The sequence below is a fragment of the Pacificoceanicola niger genome (genome assembly GCF_048553275.1).
Classification (GTDB): Bacteria; Pseudomonadota; Alphaproteobacteria; order Rhodobacterales; family Rhodobacteraceae; genus Pacificoceanicola.
Window position 1 is genome coordinate 74,591 of record NZ_JBLZMW010000007.1, and the last position, 15,044, is coordinate 89,634.

General features: G+C 63.3%; 15 protein-coding genes. 12 read left to right on the forward strand and 3 right to left on the reverse strand.

Going from position 1 to position 15,044, the window contains the following annotated elements:
- Positions 1-33 precede the first annotated feature (33 nt).
- Positions 34-822 carry a hormone-sensitive lipase gene (locus ACN2XU_RS10870; RefSeq protein ID WP_419410462.1) on the reverse strand — a complete coding sequence of 263 codons (789 nt, stop codon included), beginning with the start codon at positions 820-822 and terminating at the stop codon, positions 34-36.
- A 105-nt stretch (positions 823-927) separates the two neighbouring features.
- On the opposite strand from ACN2XU_RS10870, the gene ACN2XU_RS10875 reads away from it, so the two are divergent.
- The 4 genes from ACN2XU_RS10875 to ACN2XU_RS10890 all read left to right on the forward strand — a co-directional run bounded on the left by ACN2XU_RS10875 (position 928) and on the right by ACN2XU_RS10890 (position 5,108).
- A complete protein-coding gene (locus tag ACN2XU_RS10875) occupies positions 928-2,403 on the forward strand; it encodes an NAD-dependent succinate-semialdehyde dehydrogenase (protein ID WP_419410463.1) in 1,476 nt (491 codons plus the stop codon).
- 1 nt (position 2,404) lies between these two features.
- Complete coding sequence (locus ACN2XU_RS10880; RefSeq protein ID WP_419410464.1) at positions 2,405-3,316, forward strand: hypothetical protein; 912 nt, start codon at positions 2,405-2,407, stop codon at positions 3,314-3,316.
- Positions 3,313-3,684, forward strand: a complete 372-nt coding sequence (locus ACN2XU_RS10885) for a hypothetical protein (RefSeq protein ID WP_419410465.1) — start codon at positions 3,313-3,315, stop codon at positions 3,682-3,684. Before ACN2XU_RS10880 ends, ACN2XU_RS10885 begins: the two co-directional genes overlap by 4 nt.
- A 221-nt stretch (positions 3,685-3,905) precedes the next feature.
- A complete protein-coding gene (locus tag ACN2XU_RS10890) occupies positions 3,906-5,108 on the forward strand; it encodes a M24 family metallopeptidase (protein WP_419410466.1) in 1,203 nt (400 codons plus the stop codon).
- 233 nt (positions 5,109-5,341) lie between these two features.
- Here ACN2XU_RS10890 and ACN2XU_RS10895 read toward each other — a convergent pair whose 3' ends face one another.
- On the reverse strand, positions 5,342-5,893 hold the full coding sequence (locus tag ACN2XU_RS10895) for a hypothetical protein (protein ID WP_419410467.1): 552 nt from the start codon (positions 5,891-5,893) through the stop codon (positions 5,342-5,344).
- A 134-nt stretch (positions 5,894-6,027) separates the two neighbouring features.
- On the opposite strand from ACN2XU_RS10895, the gene ACN2XU_RS10900 reads away from it, so the two are divergent.
- From ACN2XU_RS10900 to arfB, 8 genes are all read left to right on the forward strand, one after another.
- Entirely contained in the window at positions 6,028-6,354 is a 327-nt protein-coding gene (locus ACN2XU_RS10900) for a hypothetical protein (RefSeq protein WP_419410468.1), read from the forward strand.
- Positions 6,355-6,419: 65 nt separating this feature from the next.
- A complete protein-coding gene (locus ACN2XU_RS10905; protein WP_419410469.1) occupies positions 6,420-6,686 on the forward strand; it encodes a hypothetical protein in 267 nt (88 codons plus the stop codon).
- A 10-nt stretch (positions 6,687-6,696) separates the two neighbouring features.
- Positions 6,697-7,293: a DUF1523 family protein gene (locus ACN2XU_RS10910; protein ID WP_419410470.1), complete on the forward strand. Its 597-nt coding sequence runs from the start codon at positions 6,697-6,699 to the stop codon at positions 7,291-7,293.
- 225 nt (positions 7,294-7,518) lie between these two features.
- Positions 7,519-8,889: an MFS transporter gene (locus tag ACN2XU_RS10915; protein WP_419410471.1), complete on the forward strand. Its 1,371-nt coding sequence runs from the start codon at positions 7,519-7,521 to the stop codon at positions 8,887-8,889.
- A gap of 83 nt (positions 8,890-8,972) precedes the next feature.
- Entirely contained in the window at positions 8,973-9,806 is an 834-nt protein-coding gene (gene mepA, locus ACN2XU_RS10920; protein ID WP_419410581.1) for a penicillin-insensitive murein endopeptidase, read from the forward strand.
- Between the two features lie 10 nt (positions 9,807-9,816).
- Positions 9,817-10,707, forward strand: coding sequence for an esterase-like activity of phytase family protein (locus ACN2XU_RS10925; RefSeq protein ID WP_419410472.1), 891 nt, complete (start codon positions 9,817-9,819; stop codon positions 10,705-10,707).
- 119 nt (positions 10,708-10,826) lie between these two features.
- A complete protein-coding gene (locus ACN2XU_RS10930; protein WP_419410473.1) occupies positions 10,827-11,477 on the forward strand; it encodes a queuosine precursor transporter in 651 nt (216 codons plus the stop codon).
- Positions 11,478-11,822: 345 nt separating this feature from the next.
- Positions 11,823-12,242, forward strand: coding sequence for an alternative ribosome rescue aminoacyl-tRNA hydrolase ArfB (gene arfB, locus ACN2XU_RS10935; RefSeq protein WP_419410474.1), 420 nt, complete (start codon positions 11,823-11,825; stop codon positions 12,240-12,242).
- A 175-nt stretch (positions 12,243-12,417) separates the two neighbouring features.
- Here the strand turns inward: arfB and ACN2XU_RS10940 are convergent, their stop codons facing one another.
- The gene (locus tag ACN2XU_RS10940) at positions 12,418-15,042 is read right to left on the reverse strand and encodes a DUF4175 domain-containing protein (protein WP_419410475.1); all 2,625 of its coding nucleotides are present in this window, start codon (positions 15,040-15,042) and stop codon (positions 12,418-12,420) included.
- Positions 15,043-15,044: the final 2 nt, after the last annotated feature.

A 15,044-nucleotide genomic window follows, 5' to 3' on the forward strand; every position in this document is an offset into this window, starting at 1 on the left:
CTTCGGTCGCCGGGCGCAAGCCCGGCGAAACCGTCAACCCAAAAGCCTCGCCGCCATATCGCTTTCCGGTTCGGCCAGCGCGTCGATGATGTCGAAGTGATGCTTGCCTGGCTGCACGACGCACTCACAGCCCCAAGCCTGCCCCAGCCCCTCGGCCTGTTCTACAAAGGCCGGCCGCTCATCCGCGCCGACCCAAACCGTCACCGGCACCCCCGGTGCTTCATGCAGCAACGGGCTTTCGGCCTCGGCCTCTGCTTCGTCGATCTTCAGATCCCGGTTCATCGAGGTCTTCATCAGGGGCCGCAGATCCGCCACCGGCGAGATCGGCATGACCCGCGCGATCCGGCTGCGCACCGCATCCGGCAGAACGCCCGGCTCCGCCATCCGCGCCACAAGATGGCCGCCCGCCGAATGCCCGGCCAGCCGCACCGGCCCGTCGATTTCACGCGCCACAACGCTTACGGCATTCGCGATCTGCCGGGTGATATCGGAGATCCGCACCCGCGGGCACAGATCATAGGACGGCATCGCCACCGCCCACCCCTGCGCCAGCGGCCCCGTTGCCAGATGAGACCAATCGGAGCGGTCGAACTTCATCCAGTAGCCGCCGTGCACAAACACCAGCAACCCCTTCGGCGTCCCATCCGGCAGGAACAGATCCATCGCCTGCCGCGTGCCGTGCCCGTACATCACGCCAAGCCGCGCCTTGCCCAGAACCGACATCCGTTTTCGAAATGCATCGGCGGCCTCGGCCCAGCGGGGCGGGTAGTCCGCGGCACCCTCGATATAGGGGGCATTGGCGTATGCGTCGTCCAGCTCCATGAAATTCCCTCCGGAAGCTCTATACTTTCATCTCAGCAAATGCTCTGCCTTTTGCCAAGACCGCATCGGCGGGCATCCACTTATGTCAGACTCAGGGAAAATCCAATGCTCGATCAGGCAACAGACCTCAAAAGCCTCCTCAAGGACCCGAGCCTTCTGGAGCCGCGTTCCTACGTGAACGGCGAATGGATCGAAGGCGCGCAAACCTTCGACGTGACCAACCCCGCGCGCGGCGATGTCATCGCCCAGATGACCGACCTCTCCCGCGAACAGGTGGCCCGCGCCATCGACGCCGCCTACACCGCCCAGAAGGACTGGGCCAAATGGACCGGCAAGGAGCGCGCCGCCGTGATGCGCAAATGGTTCGATCTGATGATGGACAATCAGGACGATCTCGGCATCATCATGACCGCCGAACAGGGCAAGCCGCTGGCCGAGGCCAAGGGCGAAGTCGCCTATGGTGCGTCCTTCGTGGAGTTCTTTGGTGAAGAGGCCAAGCGCGTCTACGGAGAGACGATCCCCGGCCACCAGCGCGACAAGCGCATTACCGTGATCAAGCAGCCCATCGGCGTTGCGGCCTCCATCACACCGTGGAATTTCCCCAACGCCATGATCGCCCGCAAGGCCGCGCCCGCCCTTGCCGCAGGCTGCGCCTTCGTCGCGCGCCCGGCCAAGGAAACGCCGCTCTCGGCAACGGCAATGGCCGTTCTGGCCGAGCGTGCGGGCATTCCCGCGGGGGTCTTCAACGTGGTCTGCTCCTCCTCGTCTTCCGAAGTGGGCAAGGAATTCTGCGAGAACCCCAAGGTGCGCAAGCTAACCTTCACCGGCTCCACCGAAGTGGGCCGCATCCTGCTCAAACAGGCCGCCGATCAGGTGATGAAATGCTCCATGGAGCTGGGCGGCAATGCGCCCTTCATCGTCTTTGACGACGCCGATCTGGACGCCGCCGTCGAGGGCGCGATCCTGTGCAAGTTCCGCAACAACGGCCAGACCTGCGTTTGCGCCAACCGCATTTACGTGCAGGCCGGCGTCTATGACATCTTTGCCGAAAAGCTGGCCAAGCGGGTGAGCGAGATGAAAGTCGGCGACGGGCTTGAGGACGGGACGGACCTTGGCCCGCTGATCAACGCGGACGCGATCGACAAGGTGCAGGAACACGTCGCCGATGCCACGTCCAAGGGCGGCAAGGTCATCCTCGGTGGCGGCACGCCCATGGACCGCGCCGGGCATTTCCTGCCCCCGACCATCGTCACAGGCGCGACGCAGGACATGACCTTTGCCACCGAGGAAACCTTCGGCCCGCTCGCGCCGCTGTTCAAGTTCGAGAACGAGGACGAGGTGATCGAGATGGCCAATGACACCATCTTTGGCCTCGCCTCCTACTTCTATGCCAAGGACCTGAGCCGAGTGTACAAGGTCGCAGAAGCGCTGGAGTATGGCATCGTCGGCATCAACACAGGCATCATATCGACCGAGGTCGCGCCCTTTGGCGGTGTGAAACAGTCCGGCCTTGGCCGCGAAGGCAGCCGTCACGGCATCGAGGACTACCTCGAAATGAAATACCTCTGCATGAGTGTCTGACATGACGGAGCCGCGCATCGCCCGGCTCTATCTCTATCCCGACCTGCGCCGCCGGGTGGAAGCCGGGCGGCGCGGGTTTCTGACGACTCTCGTCACCTTGCTGCGCAGCGAGGGCTGGGAGGTTTACCTGCGCGGCGACACGCCCGAGGAACTGCGCGAGGCGCGGGGCCGCTCCGGTTACAGCCTCGTGCGGATGATCGCTCCGCCCAACGCGAACGGGCTGACGTTCCGGCGGACGTATTTCCCGCCGTTCTGGCATATCGAACGGGTTGCGGAGCGGTGGAACTGGCCGGTGGCCAAAGCGCGCTTCAATCCGGCCACGATCCAACCCCACAAAGCCCAGCGCTTTGTCGCAAACATGCGCCACAGGCACCTCGCAGGCCTCGCCCGGCCCACGCGGGATGGCTTTGTGCTTGCGGCATTGCAGGGACGCCTGCTCGAACGGCGCAGCTTTCAGACCTGCACGCCCATCCAGATGCTGGAGGCGCTGCTGCACAACGAGCCGAAACGTCGAGTTCATGCAACGCTGCACCCCAAGGAACGCTATGGCCCGCAGGAGATCGCGGCGCTGGACCGGCTCGCGACGTCTTCCCGCTTCAGCTATGGCACCGGCGAAACGGAACGCCTGCTGCCTGCCTGCGACTATGTGGCGACGATGAACTCATCCGTCGCGCTGCGTGGATTTTTTCTGGAAAAACCCGCCGTGCTCTTTGGCCGGATCGACTTTCACCACATCGCCGCCAACGTCGCGGATCTCGGTCTGCAGGAGGCAATTTCCCGCGCGCCGGAGATGCGCCCCGACTACGCCGCCTTTCTTTGGTGGTTCTTCCGAGATATGGCCATCGACGACAGCCGCCCCGATGCGCCAGCCCGCATCCGCGCCGCGCTGAAAGCCGGAGGATGGCCGCTTTGAGTGACGATTTTCTTGCACCGGAACCGCTGCTGCCGCGCGATGTGCTCGACGCGTGGGCCGCACAGGCTCGGACCGGCGATGGCTCGCCATGGCTCTGGGCGCATGAAGCGGAGGCCCTTGCGCGTCATGCGCTGGTCACGCACGAAGGTGTCGCCCTGATGGAGGCCGTGACACCGCAGTTCCGCGAGCCCGTCTCCGACATCGGATGGGAAATCGTCGGTGCCGATCATCCGGGCGAAAACTGGCTCGACCATGAAGATCCCTCACGCGCCATGGACCTGCTGCGCCGCAAGATCCAGTTGGCCCGCAAGAACGGGGCGCGCCTGCAGTACAAGCTTTGGCTCAAACCGGCCGGGGATGCGGGGTAAAACCCCGCCCTACGACAGCGATGCGCTTTGGGACGGAAAGCTGGCACACACAGAGTGCGCCGTCCAAAGAGCTCTTGCCAAAACGCCCGGGCCAGCGCTATCTGCTGTCATGGGCTGACGATGGCGTCGTCATGTTTTCAAGCCCGCTTCCGTCCTGCACGCCGGGACCTTGCTTTGCCACGCGGCGGGCCGGGTCCGTCGCGAAAGGAGGGTTCATAACCATGGAACGTCCCCAACAGTACCGCTTTCACCAAGGGCAGAAAACCTTGCCCTTTGCCTCCGAGGAATATGACGCACGTCTTGCCGGGTTGCGTGCGGCCATGGAGGACGCCGGTGTCGCCGCCTGCGTCTTCACCTCGATGCACAATATTGCCTATTATTCGGGCTTTCTCTATTGCAGCTTCGGTCGTCCCTACGGGCTTGTCGTCACCGAAACCGACAGTGTTACCATCTCCGCCGGGATCGACGCGGCACAGCCGTGGCGGCGCAGTCATGGTGACAACATCACCTACACCGATTGGCAGCGGAACAACTACTGGCGGGCCATTGCCTCGGTCATCGGCACGGGCAAGGCCATCGGCTTCGAGGCCGATCATCTGACCCTGACGCAACGCGACCTGCTGGAGGACTTTCTGAAGCCCTCTGTTACGCTTGACATCGCGCCTGTCACAATGCGGCAGCGGATGCATAAATCCCCTGCGGAAATCGCCCTTATCCGGCATGGGGCCCAGGTTGCCGATATCGGCGGCTATGCCATTCGCGATGCGATCCGGGAAGGTGCGCGCGAGATTGATATCGCCATGGCGGGCCGCGATGCCATGGAGCGGGAAATTGCCAGCCGTTTCCCCGATGCCGAATATCGCGACACCTGGGTCTGGTTCCAGTCCGGCATCAACACCGACGGCGCCCACAACCCTGTCACGGCCCGGCAACTGCGGCGCGGTGACATCCTGTCTCTGAACACCTTCCCGATGATTTCAGGCTATTACACCGCGCTGGAACGCACGCTTTTTGTCGGAGAGGTCGACACGGCCTCCCTGAAGATCTGGGAGGCCAACGTCGCCGCCCATGAGTATGGCATGAGCCTGCTGAAACCCGGTGTCTCCTGCGCCGCCGTGACCGAACAGATCAACGCCTTCTTTGCGGAGCGCGACCTGCTGCAATATCGCACGTTTGGGTACGGACATTCCTTCGGCGTGCTGTCGCATTATTATGGCCGCGAGGCAGGACTTGAGTTGCGCGAAGACATCGACACCGTGCTTGAGCCCGGCATGGTGATCTCCATGGAGCCCATGCTGACCATTCCGGAGGGCCACCCCGGCGCAGGCGGCTATCGCGAGCACGACATCCTTGTCATCACCAAGGAAGGCAACGAAAACATCACGGGCTACCCCTACGGGCCGGGGTTCAACGTGGTCGGCTGACAAAAGAGGAGAGCCTGCCTGCGTTGGCGGGCTCCGCCCTTTGCCGGGAATGACAAGTTTGACTTTTGTGCGCGGCCCCGCCCCTTACTTCGGTATCAGAAACAAATAAGCCGGGCGCGAGGCACCGCTTTTTCAGGCTGCCTCGGCTCCTGCCCGCCGCCGTGACGCCGCATCCACGCCGGTTGCGGGGGTTCGCGGGCCTGATCGGCCCGCGACGGTCTTTCGCTGTCGCCTCAGAGGCCGAAGTTGGCCAGACCCGCGAAATCCATGGTCTCGAGCAAGGTCTTGGCCATTTCGATCTCACCTTCCGTCTGGACCAGAACGCGATTACCGATCAGACCCAGGATTTGTCCATCCTGCACGGCAAAGCGCTGACGCCCGATGCGTTCGACCTTCATGCCCATGGCGGCGGCGTTCGTCACCATCGCGCTCATCGACGCCACCATCGGATTGTCCGCCATCAAGGTCAGTTTGATATCCTGACCATCCGGACCGGTGTAGTTGGCCTCGGCACCGACACCGCCGCCCATCATGGCGAGGCCCGTGTTCATGTCCGAATTCACCTCGACGCTCCATCCGTCAGGAGCCTTCGGCAGGAAGGCGCCCAGGCTGTCGGTTTTCATCCGCAGGAGCGCTTGCTTGGCGAATTCGAGCTCATCGAGCGCGTATTGAATGTCCCCCTCTTCATAGGCGGTCATGGCCGATTTCAACGTATCGGTCACCTCATCCGCCAGGATTGGGGAGGCCGCGCCAAGGGCTGCGATGAGGGCTATAATGCGGGTCATGAAATCTCCTTTCATTTTGATGATTGCACCCTGTGCGAAGGCCCGTGTCAGAAGCAAGTGGGGAATTCCCGACAACCCCATGTCCAGCGCCTCATGGTTGTTGACGCAGTCTGAAAACCCGGCAATCTGGAACCATGCTGATCAGCCTCGCCATACCCGCCGCCCTGTTGATGCTGACCGCTGTGCTGGTGTCGCGCGCCCTGGAACGGCTCACGCCGGAGACCGTGTTTGGTCTCGCTCTCAACGCCATTATCTCCTTCTTCATTCTCTGGGCACTCGCCACTGTGCTCTTCATGCTGATCTACCACTGGCGCGGCGCGCCGTTGGACGCCGTGTTCGGCGAGGCCGGCGGCGTGCGTCACATGACCGGCGTGGGGCTGCAGTCCGCCTTGCTGTGGGTGCCCATGGTCGGCATCACCGTTGCCACCGCGCCGCGCCGCTGGCGGCACAACATCTGGTGATCCTCGCGAAGCCCTTGATTTTCACCCCGCAACCCGTCAGGGGATAGCAAAGGGATCAGGCTCACATGTTCGCGCTTATTCAGCTTCTGGTGGTCGGCTTCGCGGCCTTGACGGTGGTCTACGTGGCCCTGTCCATCTGGTCGCGCCGTGTGCGCCGCGCCCGGCTGATCAACGAATGGAACGATGAGGGCCGCGAAGGCGATCGGGACACCTATGTCGAAGACGGGCTGCGCGATTATGATGGATCGCTGCGTCGCAAGCTGATCCTTGGGGTCTACGTGGTTCCAATCCTCGTGATCGGCACTATCATCTATCTGACGAACTTCCACTAAGGGGGCCGGAATGGTCTATGTGAAATGGGTCTTCATCGCGACCTTCTGGCTGCTGGTCGCAGCCTTCCTGCACTACACGCTGCCGCAGCATGACATTGCGCGCATCACCGACACCTATGAAAAACGCATTGATCCGGGCGAGAACAGATGGTTCTGGGCGCAGGCGGACGTGGGCACCGATGGCACCGTGCCAAACCGCGATGTCTTTTTCATCCAGACCCGGCAGGAAGACGGCGACGTCATGGTCTACCGCAACGAGGACACCGGCTGGGGCTGGCCGCCGTACTTCAAGTTCGACACCTCGAACCTGCAGGCGGAGGCCGCCGATCTGCGCTCGACCGCCGACAACCCGCAGTGGGCGGTGATCAAACACTACGGCTGGCGCAACGAATTCATGACAATTTTCCCCAACGCCATTTCGGTGCGCCCGGTGGACACGCCCGACGTGCGCATTATCCCTTGGCTGAACATCATCATCCTGGTGACCCTCTTTGCCCTGTTCTGGGCGATCCGCGTGCGCTGGAATCGCTTCTGGGCGCGCAGGGTGGACCCGGCGCTGGCCCGCGTCGGCGACAAGATCGACGAAAAGCGGTACGGGATCAAATAACCCGGCACCGACAGGGACCCCTGTTCTTGACAGCGATTTGAAACCAAAGCGCCCCGGAGATGGTCCGGGGCCTTTTGCCTGAAGACGTCGACACAGCAGGCCCCTCGGACGGACAAGCCCCTGTTCAACACGCCGCACACCCCCGACCGATACGCCAAGCGGCGCGCAGGGCTTGCCCTTTCCTGCGCCGCGCTGTCATATCCCCCCGGACAGATGGGGGCATTCATGGCGACTTTACCGAACCGAAAACGCATCTGGGGCTGGATGTTCTTCGACTGGGCGCAGCAGCCCTATGCCACCCTCGGGCTGACATTCATTTTCGCCCCTTATTTCGCCGCCGTCGCCACCGATGCGCTTGTCGCTCAGGGCGCTGATCTCGCCGATGCCAAGGTCGACGCCCAGACCATGTGGTCATCGGCCCAGACCATCGGCGGGCTTGTTATCGCCTTCACCGCGCCTTTCCTCGGCGCCTGGGCCGATGCGGCGGGGCGCAAACGCCCCTGGATCCTCCTGTTTTCTCTGCTCGCCATCGTTTGCGCCGCGATGCTGTGGAACCTGACCCCGGACGGCGGCAACCTCATGCTCATGCTGGCCGCCTTCTGGACCGGCTTTGTCTTCTCGGAAATGGCCTTCAACCTCAATAACGCCTTCCTGCCAGACCTTGGCACAAACGACGAGGTAGGGCGCATATCCGGAACCGCCACGGCCTTTGGCTACTGGGGCGGCGTGGTCTCGCTGTTTCTCATGCTGCTGTTCTTTGCCGAGAACGAGACCGGCAAGACCCTGATCGACCTCGCCCCGGCGTTCGGCCTCGATCCTGAAACCCGCGAAGGCACGCGCTTTGTCGGACCGTTCATCGCGCTCTGGTTCGCCGTCTTCCTGATCCCGTTCATCCTGTGGAGTCGCGACAATCCGGCGATCAAACGCCAACGCCCGAGCTTCAATGCCGTTCTGGCCGACCTCTGGATTTCCATTTGCCGTGTCGGCAAGAAGCCATCCACCCGCGCCTTCCTGCTGTCCTCGCTGTTCTATCGCGACGCGCTCACCGCGCTCTATGCCTACGGCGGCATTTATGCCCGGCAGGTGCTCGACTGGCAGACCATCCAGATCGGCGTCTTTGGCATCATCGCCGCCATCGCTGCCGCCATAATCAGCTGGATCGGCGGCATTGCCGACCATAAGTTCGGCCCCCGCCCGGTGATCAAGGCCTGCATCTGGGTCCTTATCGGCGTCGGCAGCATCATCGTCGGCATGTCGCGCGAGCATGTCTTCGGCATTCCGCTGGCCGAAGGGTCCGCCGTTCCCGACATTCTCTTCTATCTCTGCGGCGCGGCCATCGGTGGCGCGGGCGGCGCGCTCTACAGCGCCTCGCGCTCCATGATGGTCCGCCACACGGACCCCGAACACCCGGGCGAGGCCTTTGGCCTCTTTGCCTTCGCGGGCAAGGCCACTGCCTTTCTTGCTCCTGCTTTGATCACCGTTTTCGGCATTCTCACGAATTCCAACCAACTTGCATTTCTGCCGGTGATCTTCCTTTTCCTGATCGGGCTTTTTCTGCTACGCTGGGTGCAACCAGACGGAGAACGATCCGCATGAGACGCGCAGTCCTTTCAGCTTTTCTAATCGCAACCCTGGCCGCCTGCTCCGGTGGCGGTGGTCGCGACATTTCCGGCGAGCGCATGGCAACGGTCAAGCTTGACCCGGTGCTGTCCTCCAAACAGGCCAAGCAACTCTTCGGGGCCAAATCCACAGGCTCGCCGCAATCGCCACATTCCATCGGTTCCTATGCCAAGGGCTGTCAGGCCGGAGCGGTACAATTGCCGGAAACCGGCCCCACATGGCAGGCCATGCGCCTGTCGCGCAATCGCAACTGGGGACAACCGGAACTGATCGACTATATCCAGGACCTGAGCCGCAAGGCCGCCGGGCAACCCGGTTGGAACGGTCTTTATGTCGGCGATATGAGCCAGCCGCGCGGCGGACCGATGCTCACCGGCCACCGCAGCCATCAGACCGGGCTTGATGCCGATATCTGGATGCTGCCCGCCGACGACCTCACCCTTACGGCCGCGCAGCGCGAGAACATTTCGTCGATTTCCATGCGGCGCTCCTCCGGCGCCTATACCAACAACAACTGGACCCGCGCCCACCACGAAATTCTCAAGGCCGCCGCCTCCGACCCCCGGGTCGCGCGCATCTTCGTTTTTCCAGGCGCCAAGGTGCAAATGTGCAAGGATGAGAAGGGCGACCGCGCCTGGCTGCGCAAAATTCGCCCCTGGTGGGGCCACCACTATCATTTCCACGTTCGTCTGAACTGTCCGAAAGGCGACAAAAGCTGTGTCGACCAAAGCCCGCCGCCTGCGGGCGATGGCTGCGCCGATGCAGAGCAGTGGGTGAGGAATATCCTCAACCCGCCCCCGCCGGATCCAAACGCGCCGCCGCCCAAGCCGCGCCGCGAGTTGACAATGGCGGACCTGCCGAACCAATGCGCCGCCGTGCTCTCCGCACAGTGATCTTTGTGCCATGCAACGATTGATGCCGGTCCGCGGGCTTCTTGCGCTCGCGCTGTGCCTGCCCGGCCTTGCCGCCGCCGCAGACGCACAGCTTGATTACTTCGGCAGCTTCCAATGGCCCACGGCCGAACACCGCTCCGGCGGGTTTTCCGCCATCGAAGTCAGCGATGACGGCCAGCGCTTCACGGCCGTCTCCGACCGTGGGCCAATCACGTTTGGCCAATTCATCCGCGATCCGGACACGGGCCGCATTGCCGGCATCACCGCCACAAAGCCCGAAATGCTGCGCGACACGTCGGGCAAGCTGCATCCAAAGGAACGCTACGATCCGGAGGGGCTTGCTGTCTCTTCTTCCGGTCGGCTCTACGTGTCCTTCGAAGGGCTGAACCTGATCTGGGGCTATGACAGCCCGCGAAAGGCCGTCGAAACGCTCACCTCCCCAGCCTTCAAGCGCCTGCAGAGCAACTCCGGCCTTGAGGCACTGGCCATGGATCCGCAGGGGCGGCTGGTCGCCATTCCCGAACGCTCTGGCGCGCTCAACCGCCCCTTCCCCGTCTGGCGTTTGGAGAACGGCACGTGGCACCACCGGTTTGATCTGCCGCGATCCGGCGGGTTTCTCATGGTCGGCGCGGATTTCGGTCCGGACGGAAAGCTCTACACGCTCGAACGGGTGTTCTCCGGCTGGGGGTTCCGCAGCCGCATCCGCCGGTTCTCATTCGAGGAGAACCGTATCACTGCCGACGAAACCCTGCTGGAAACCGGCCTCTGGCAGCACGACAATCTCGAAGGCATCGCCACTTGGCGCGACCCTTCCGGCGCCATCCGCCTAACCATGATCTCCGACGATAATTTCAACGCTGTGCTGAAAACCAACGTCGTGGAATATCGCGTCGTAGAGTGACGCACGCGCGTCAGCTCCACGCCCTCCCCCTTGCGTGGCACGCCCAGACCCGATAAAGCCCGCCCGTCCGGCATGCCGCCGGGCCAAGTCCCCGCAACCTTGCTAAAACGGGTCCAACAATGACGCGCACGCATATTCCCGGCATTCTTGCCATGGCCGCCATCGTGGTCGCCTCGAACATCCTCGTCCAATTCCTGATATTTGACGGCCTCCTGACCTGGGGTGCCTTCACCTATCCGCTCGCTTTCCTCGTCACCGATGTGATGAACCGCATCTACGGCGCTCCCGCCGCCCGCAAGGTGGTGCTGGCCGGCTTTGTCACCGGCGTGATCTGCTCGCTGATCGGATCGCAGATCATGCTGCAGGGGGATGGCTATGAGTACGCCGCCGTGCCGCTCCGGATCGCTGTGGCCTCGGGCCTGGCCTTTCTTGTCGCACAGATGGCCGACATCACTGTCTTTGACCGCTTTCGCGCCGGTCGCTGGTGGCGCGCACCGCTGATTTCCACGCTGATCGGCTCCGCGCTCGACACGGCGATCTTCTTCACCGTCGCATTTTCCGCTGCGATCACCCGTTTCGGCGCAAACGCCGATGGTGCGATCAACTGGGCCTGGGAGGGCGTGCCTTTCATGAATGCAGGTCCCGTTGTCCCGCTCTGGGTCAGCCTCGCCTTCGCCGACTGGCTGGTCAAACTGACCCTCGCGCTGATCGCATTGGTGCCGTTCAAAGTGATCGTTTCAAAGGCAACACGCCCCGGTGTTGCCATTTGAAGGAAAAAAACGCTTTGCGGATTTTAAAAGCCGTGCCACCATCATCTTGAGGGCGGCAATACGGGACACCCCATATCGGCCAGCGCCTCACGCGTTTTAACAGCTGAAAGGAGGTGATCCAGTGGTCAGAGAAACATTGGAGAGAGGTGTCGGAACAGTGCGAGGAAAGGCAACCTAGGGCAATCCCTGGGGCGAATTTCCCCAATCTGGCGAGCAGCCTAACCGGCCCCGCCTCCTATATTCTCGAAGGGTCGCCCACAGAAGGCGGCCCTTTTTGCATCTCGTGCGGCACAAATCGCCACGCACCATTTGCCTTTTGTGCCATTCCGTCTAAGCCTCAATCCCATGCGCATCACAGACACCATCACGATCGAAGACTGGGAACTCACCGAGCAGTTTGTTCGCTCCTCAGGTCCCGGCGGCCAGAACGTCAACAAGGTGTCGACGGCGGTCGAACTGCGCTTCGAGGCCGAGCGCTCCCCGAACCTGCCCGGCCCGGTCAAAGCCCGCCTGCGCCGCCTTGCCGGACGGCGCTGGACCAAGGAGGGTGCGCTGATCATTCAGGTCGAGGAAACCCGCAGCCAGGCCCGCAATCGCGACATCGCCCGGGAACGCCTCGCCGAGCTGATCCGCCAGGCCACCGTCAAACCCAAACGCCGCATCCCGACAAAACCCACGCTCGGCTCGAAAAAGCGCCGCATCAAGGCCAAGAAAGAACGCGGCGAAGTCAAAGCCCTGCGTGGCAAGATCGACCCCTCGACCTAACCGCGGCACCGCCCGCCAAAGGCCAAACCGCGCTCTTCTTCTCTTTCAAAATACTCGGGGGAGTCGCCGCAGGCGACGGGGGCAAAGCCCCCATGCCCGAGGAGAAAAGGCCACAGGCCGACGACGAATACGCAACGGGTCGCAAGGCGCTCCATTCAGGATCCCCCCCCGCGTGTCAGAACCGGTCGAGAAGCCGCTCCAGGTAATCCAGCTCCGCCTGCGGGCGCTCCATTTCACCGGACCGTTCGCGCAACTGATCCAAAAGCTCCTGCGCGCGACGATACACATCTTCGCCCTGCAACATGCCCTCTTCGGTGCCGGTCTGTCCGGTGTTGCCCGGATTACGGCCGAGCGGATCACGTTGCTGCTGCGGATCACCGCCTTCGGCAAAGCCCTGCTGACCCTGACCCTGCTGCTGTTGCTGCGCCATGGCTTCGCCAAGATTGCGCAGCCCCTCGCGCAACGCTTCCATCGCCTCGGACTGCCGGTCGATCGCTTCCGCGAGATCGCCGTCACGCAGCGCCTCTTCGGCCCCGTCCATCGCGCCCTCGGCTCGGCCAAGCGCCTCCGCGGCGTCGTCCCCGGCCTCCGTGCCTTGACCCGGCAGGTTCTGCCGCTGCCGGTTCAACTCGTCACGCAGCGCCCGCTGCCGGTCCGCCAGCCCTTCTTCGAGGGACTGCTGGCCTTGGCCGTTCTGTGCCTGGCCTTGCCCCTGGCCGGGCTGCTGGCCCGGTTGCTGCCCCTGGCCCTGTTGCTGACCTTGCTGTTGGCCTTGGCCCTGCTGCCCCTCGCCCTGCTGCTGTTGGCCCTGCTGCTGACCCTCTTGCTGGCCGTCCTGCCGCTGGCCGCGGTTGAACTGCTCCTGAAGGTCCTGGAACGAATCATCCGACAATTCTTGCTGATCGCGCAGTGTCTCCGACAGACCTTCCATCGCCTGCTCGCCCGGGGATTGGCCGCCCTGACCCTGGCCTTGGGTAATCTGCATATTCTCCAGCATCTCCTGAAGCTGGCGCATCGCCTCCATGGCCTCGGCCATCCGGCCTTCTTCCATCAGTTCCTGAATCCGGTCCATCATCCGCTGGATGTCGTCCTGCGACATTTCCATCGTATTGTTCGGATCCATCGGCTGCTGGCCATCCGGGTTCTGCTCGGCCTGCTGACGCTGCTCCCGCGACAGCTGCCGCATGTAGTCGTCCGTGGCCTCGCGAAGCTCCTGCATCAGCTCGGCAATCTGCTGGTCGGAGGCGCCATTCTTCATCGCCTCTTCAAGCCGGTCCTGCGCGCGTTTCAGCCGTTGGCGCGCATCCTCCAGGTCGCCCTCCTCGAACTCCAGCGCCAGATCCCACATCGCCTGCGCCAGCTCTGCCTGCGTCTCGTCCGTGATCCCGCTCCGGGCCTGATCCTCGATCCGGCGCAACAGCGTGCGCAGCTCGTCGGCCAATGCCTCCTTGCGGAACACCGCGTCCGGCTTGTTGCTCACCGCCCGCAGGATCTGGCCAATCTCGCGCGCGCTGTCGCGATTCCACAGCAGCGCCTGCCGCTGTTCGATCACCGCCGCCGCGACTGGATCAAAGAAGCGCCGGCCCGGCAGGGTCATCACCACCGGCTCCGCAAGCCCCTGTTGTCCGCGCGCATCCCGCACGCTCAGCTCCAGCTTCACCGGCAGGTTCGCCCACGGATGCAACGAGAAATTCTCGACCAACTCTTGGGTAAACTCTGCCCGGTTGCCGGAAATCGGCATCGGCAGGGGCACTTCGATCGCCGGGCGCATCTCCGGCGTCACCGCGCGACCATACCGCCGGTCCACCTCATCTAGCGCCAGCGTAAAGACCGCCATTCCGCTTTCGACGCCATGATCATCGGACGCCTTGAAGGGAATTTGCGCCTCGCCCTCGTAGCTCACCTCGACCTCGCCGTCGCGAACCACGCTCGGCGGCGCATCCGGGATCATCGCGACCTGCCACAGCCGCCCGCCCGGCCCGTCGATCGCCAGCTCCCCAGAGCGCACAACCTCAAAATCCTGCGCGGTCGCGATGCCGCCGTCTTCCGGCAGGGGCCGTCCGGAAATGCTTTCCTGCACACTCAGCGCGCCCACTTCACCGTACATACGCAGGGTGATCTGTGCGCCCTCGGGCACCTGCAGGGACGGAGCAGTGATGTCGTTGAGATAGATCGACGGCAGGCGGGTATAGGGCGGCGGCGCCATCCAGCCTTCCCAGCTTGGCCCCTGCATCAGATCAGGCCCACCAGCCCCCATGCCGGTCACGGAACCAACCCGCACCAGAGAGCCAAAAAGAATCGCCACCGACAGAAACAGCAACCCTACATAGCGCAGCGCAAAAGGATCCTGTCGCGACAGCCGCAGATCAGGCGCTTCGGCCCGGACCCCGTCCAACGCGTTTTCCATACGCCGCCGATGCGCCGCCCAGACCGCGCGCGACGCTGCGTCCTCCTGGCCTGTCGCCTGACTGTCGAGTAGCGAGAAAATCGGCCGCCCCGGCATCTGCGCGTCGATGCGTTCCAGCGCTGAAACGCGGGTCGGCGCCTCGAAACGGCGCAGCCCGAGCCACAAAAGCGCCGCAGCCGCGACAAAGGCCAGCGCTCCACCGAAAAGCAAAACCCCGGAAGACAGCGCATCCTGCCAGCCAAGCATCAGCACGGCGAGCACAGTGATCAACAGCGTCCAAAGCGGCCAGAACGCCCGCACCACCTGCTCGGCCATCATGCCGAGCCACGTCAGCGTGAGCGCATCACGGGTCCGGCTTATCACTTCACTGAGGGGCTGCTTTTGATCGGTCATGC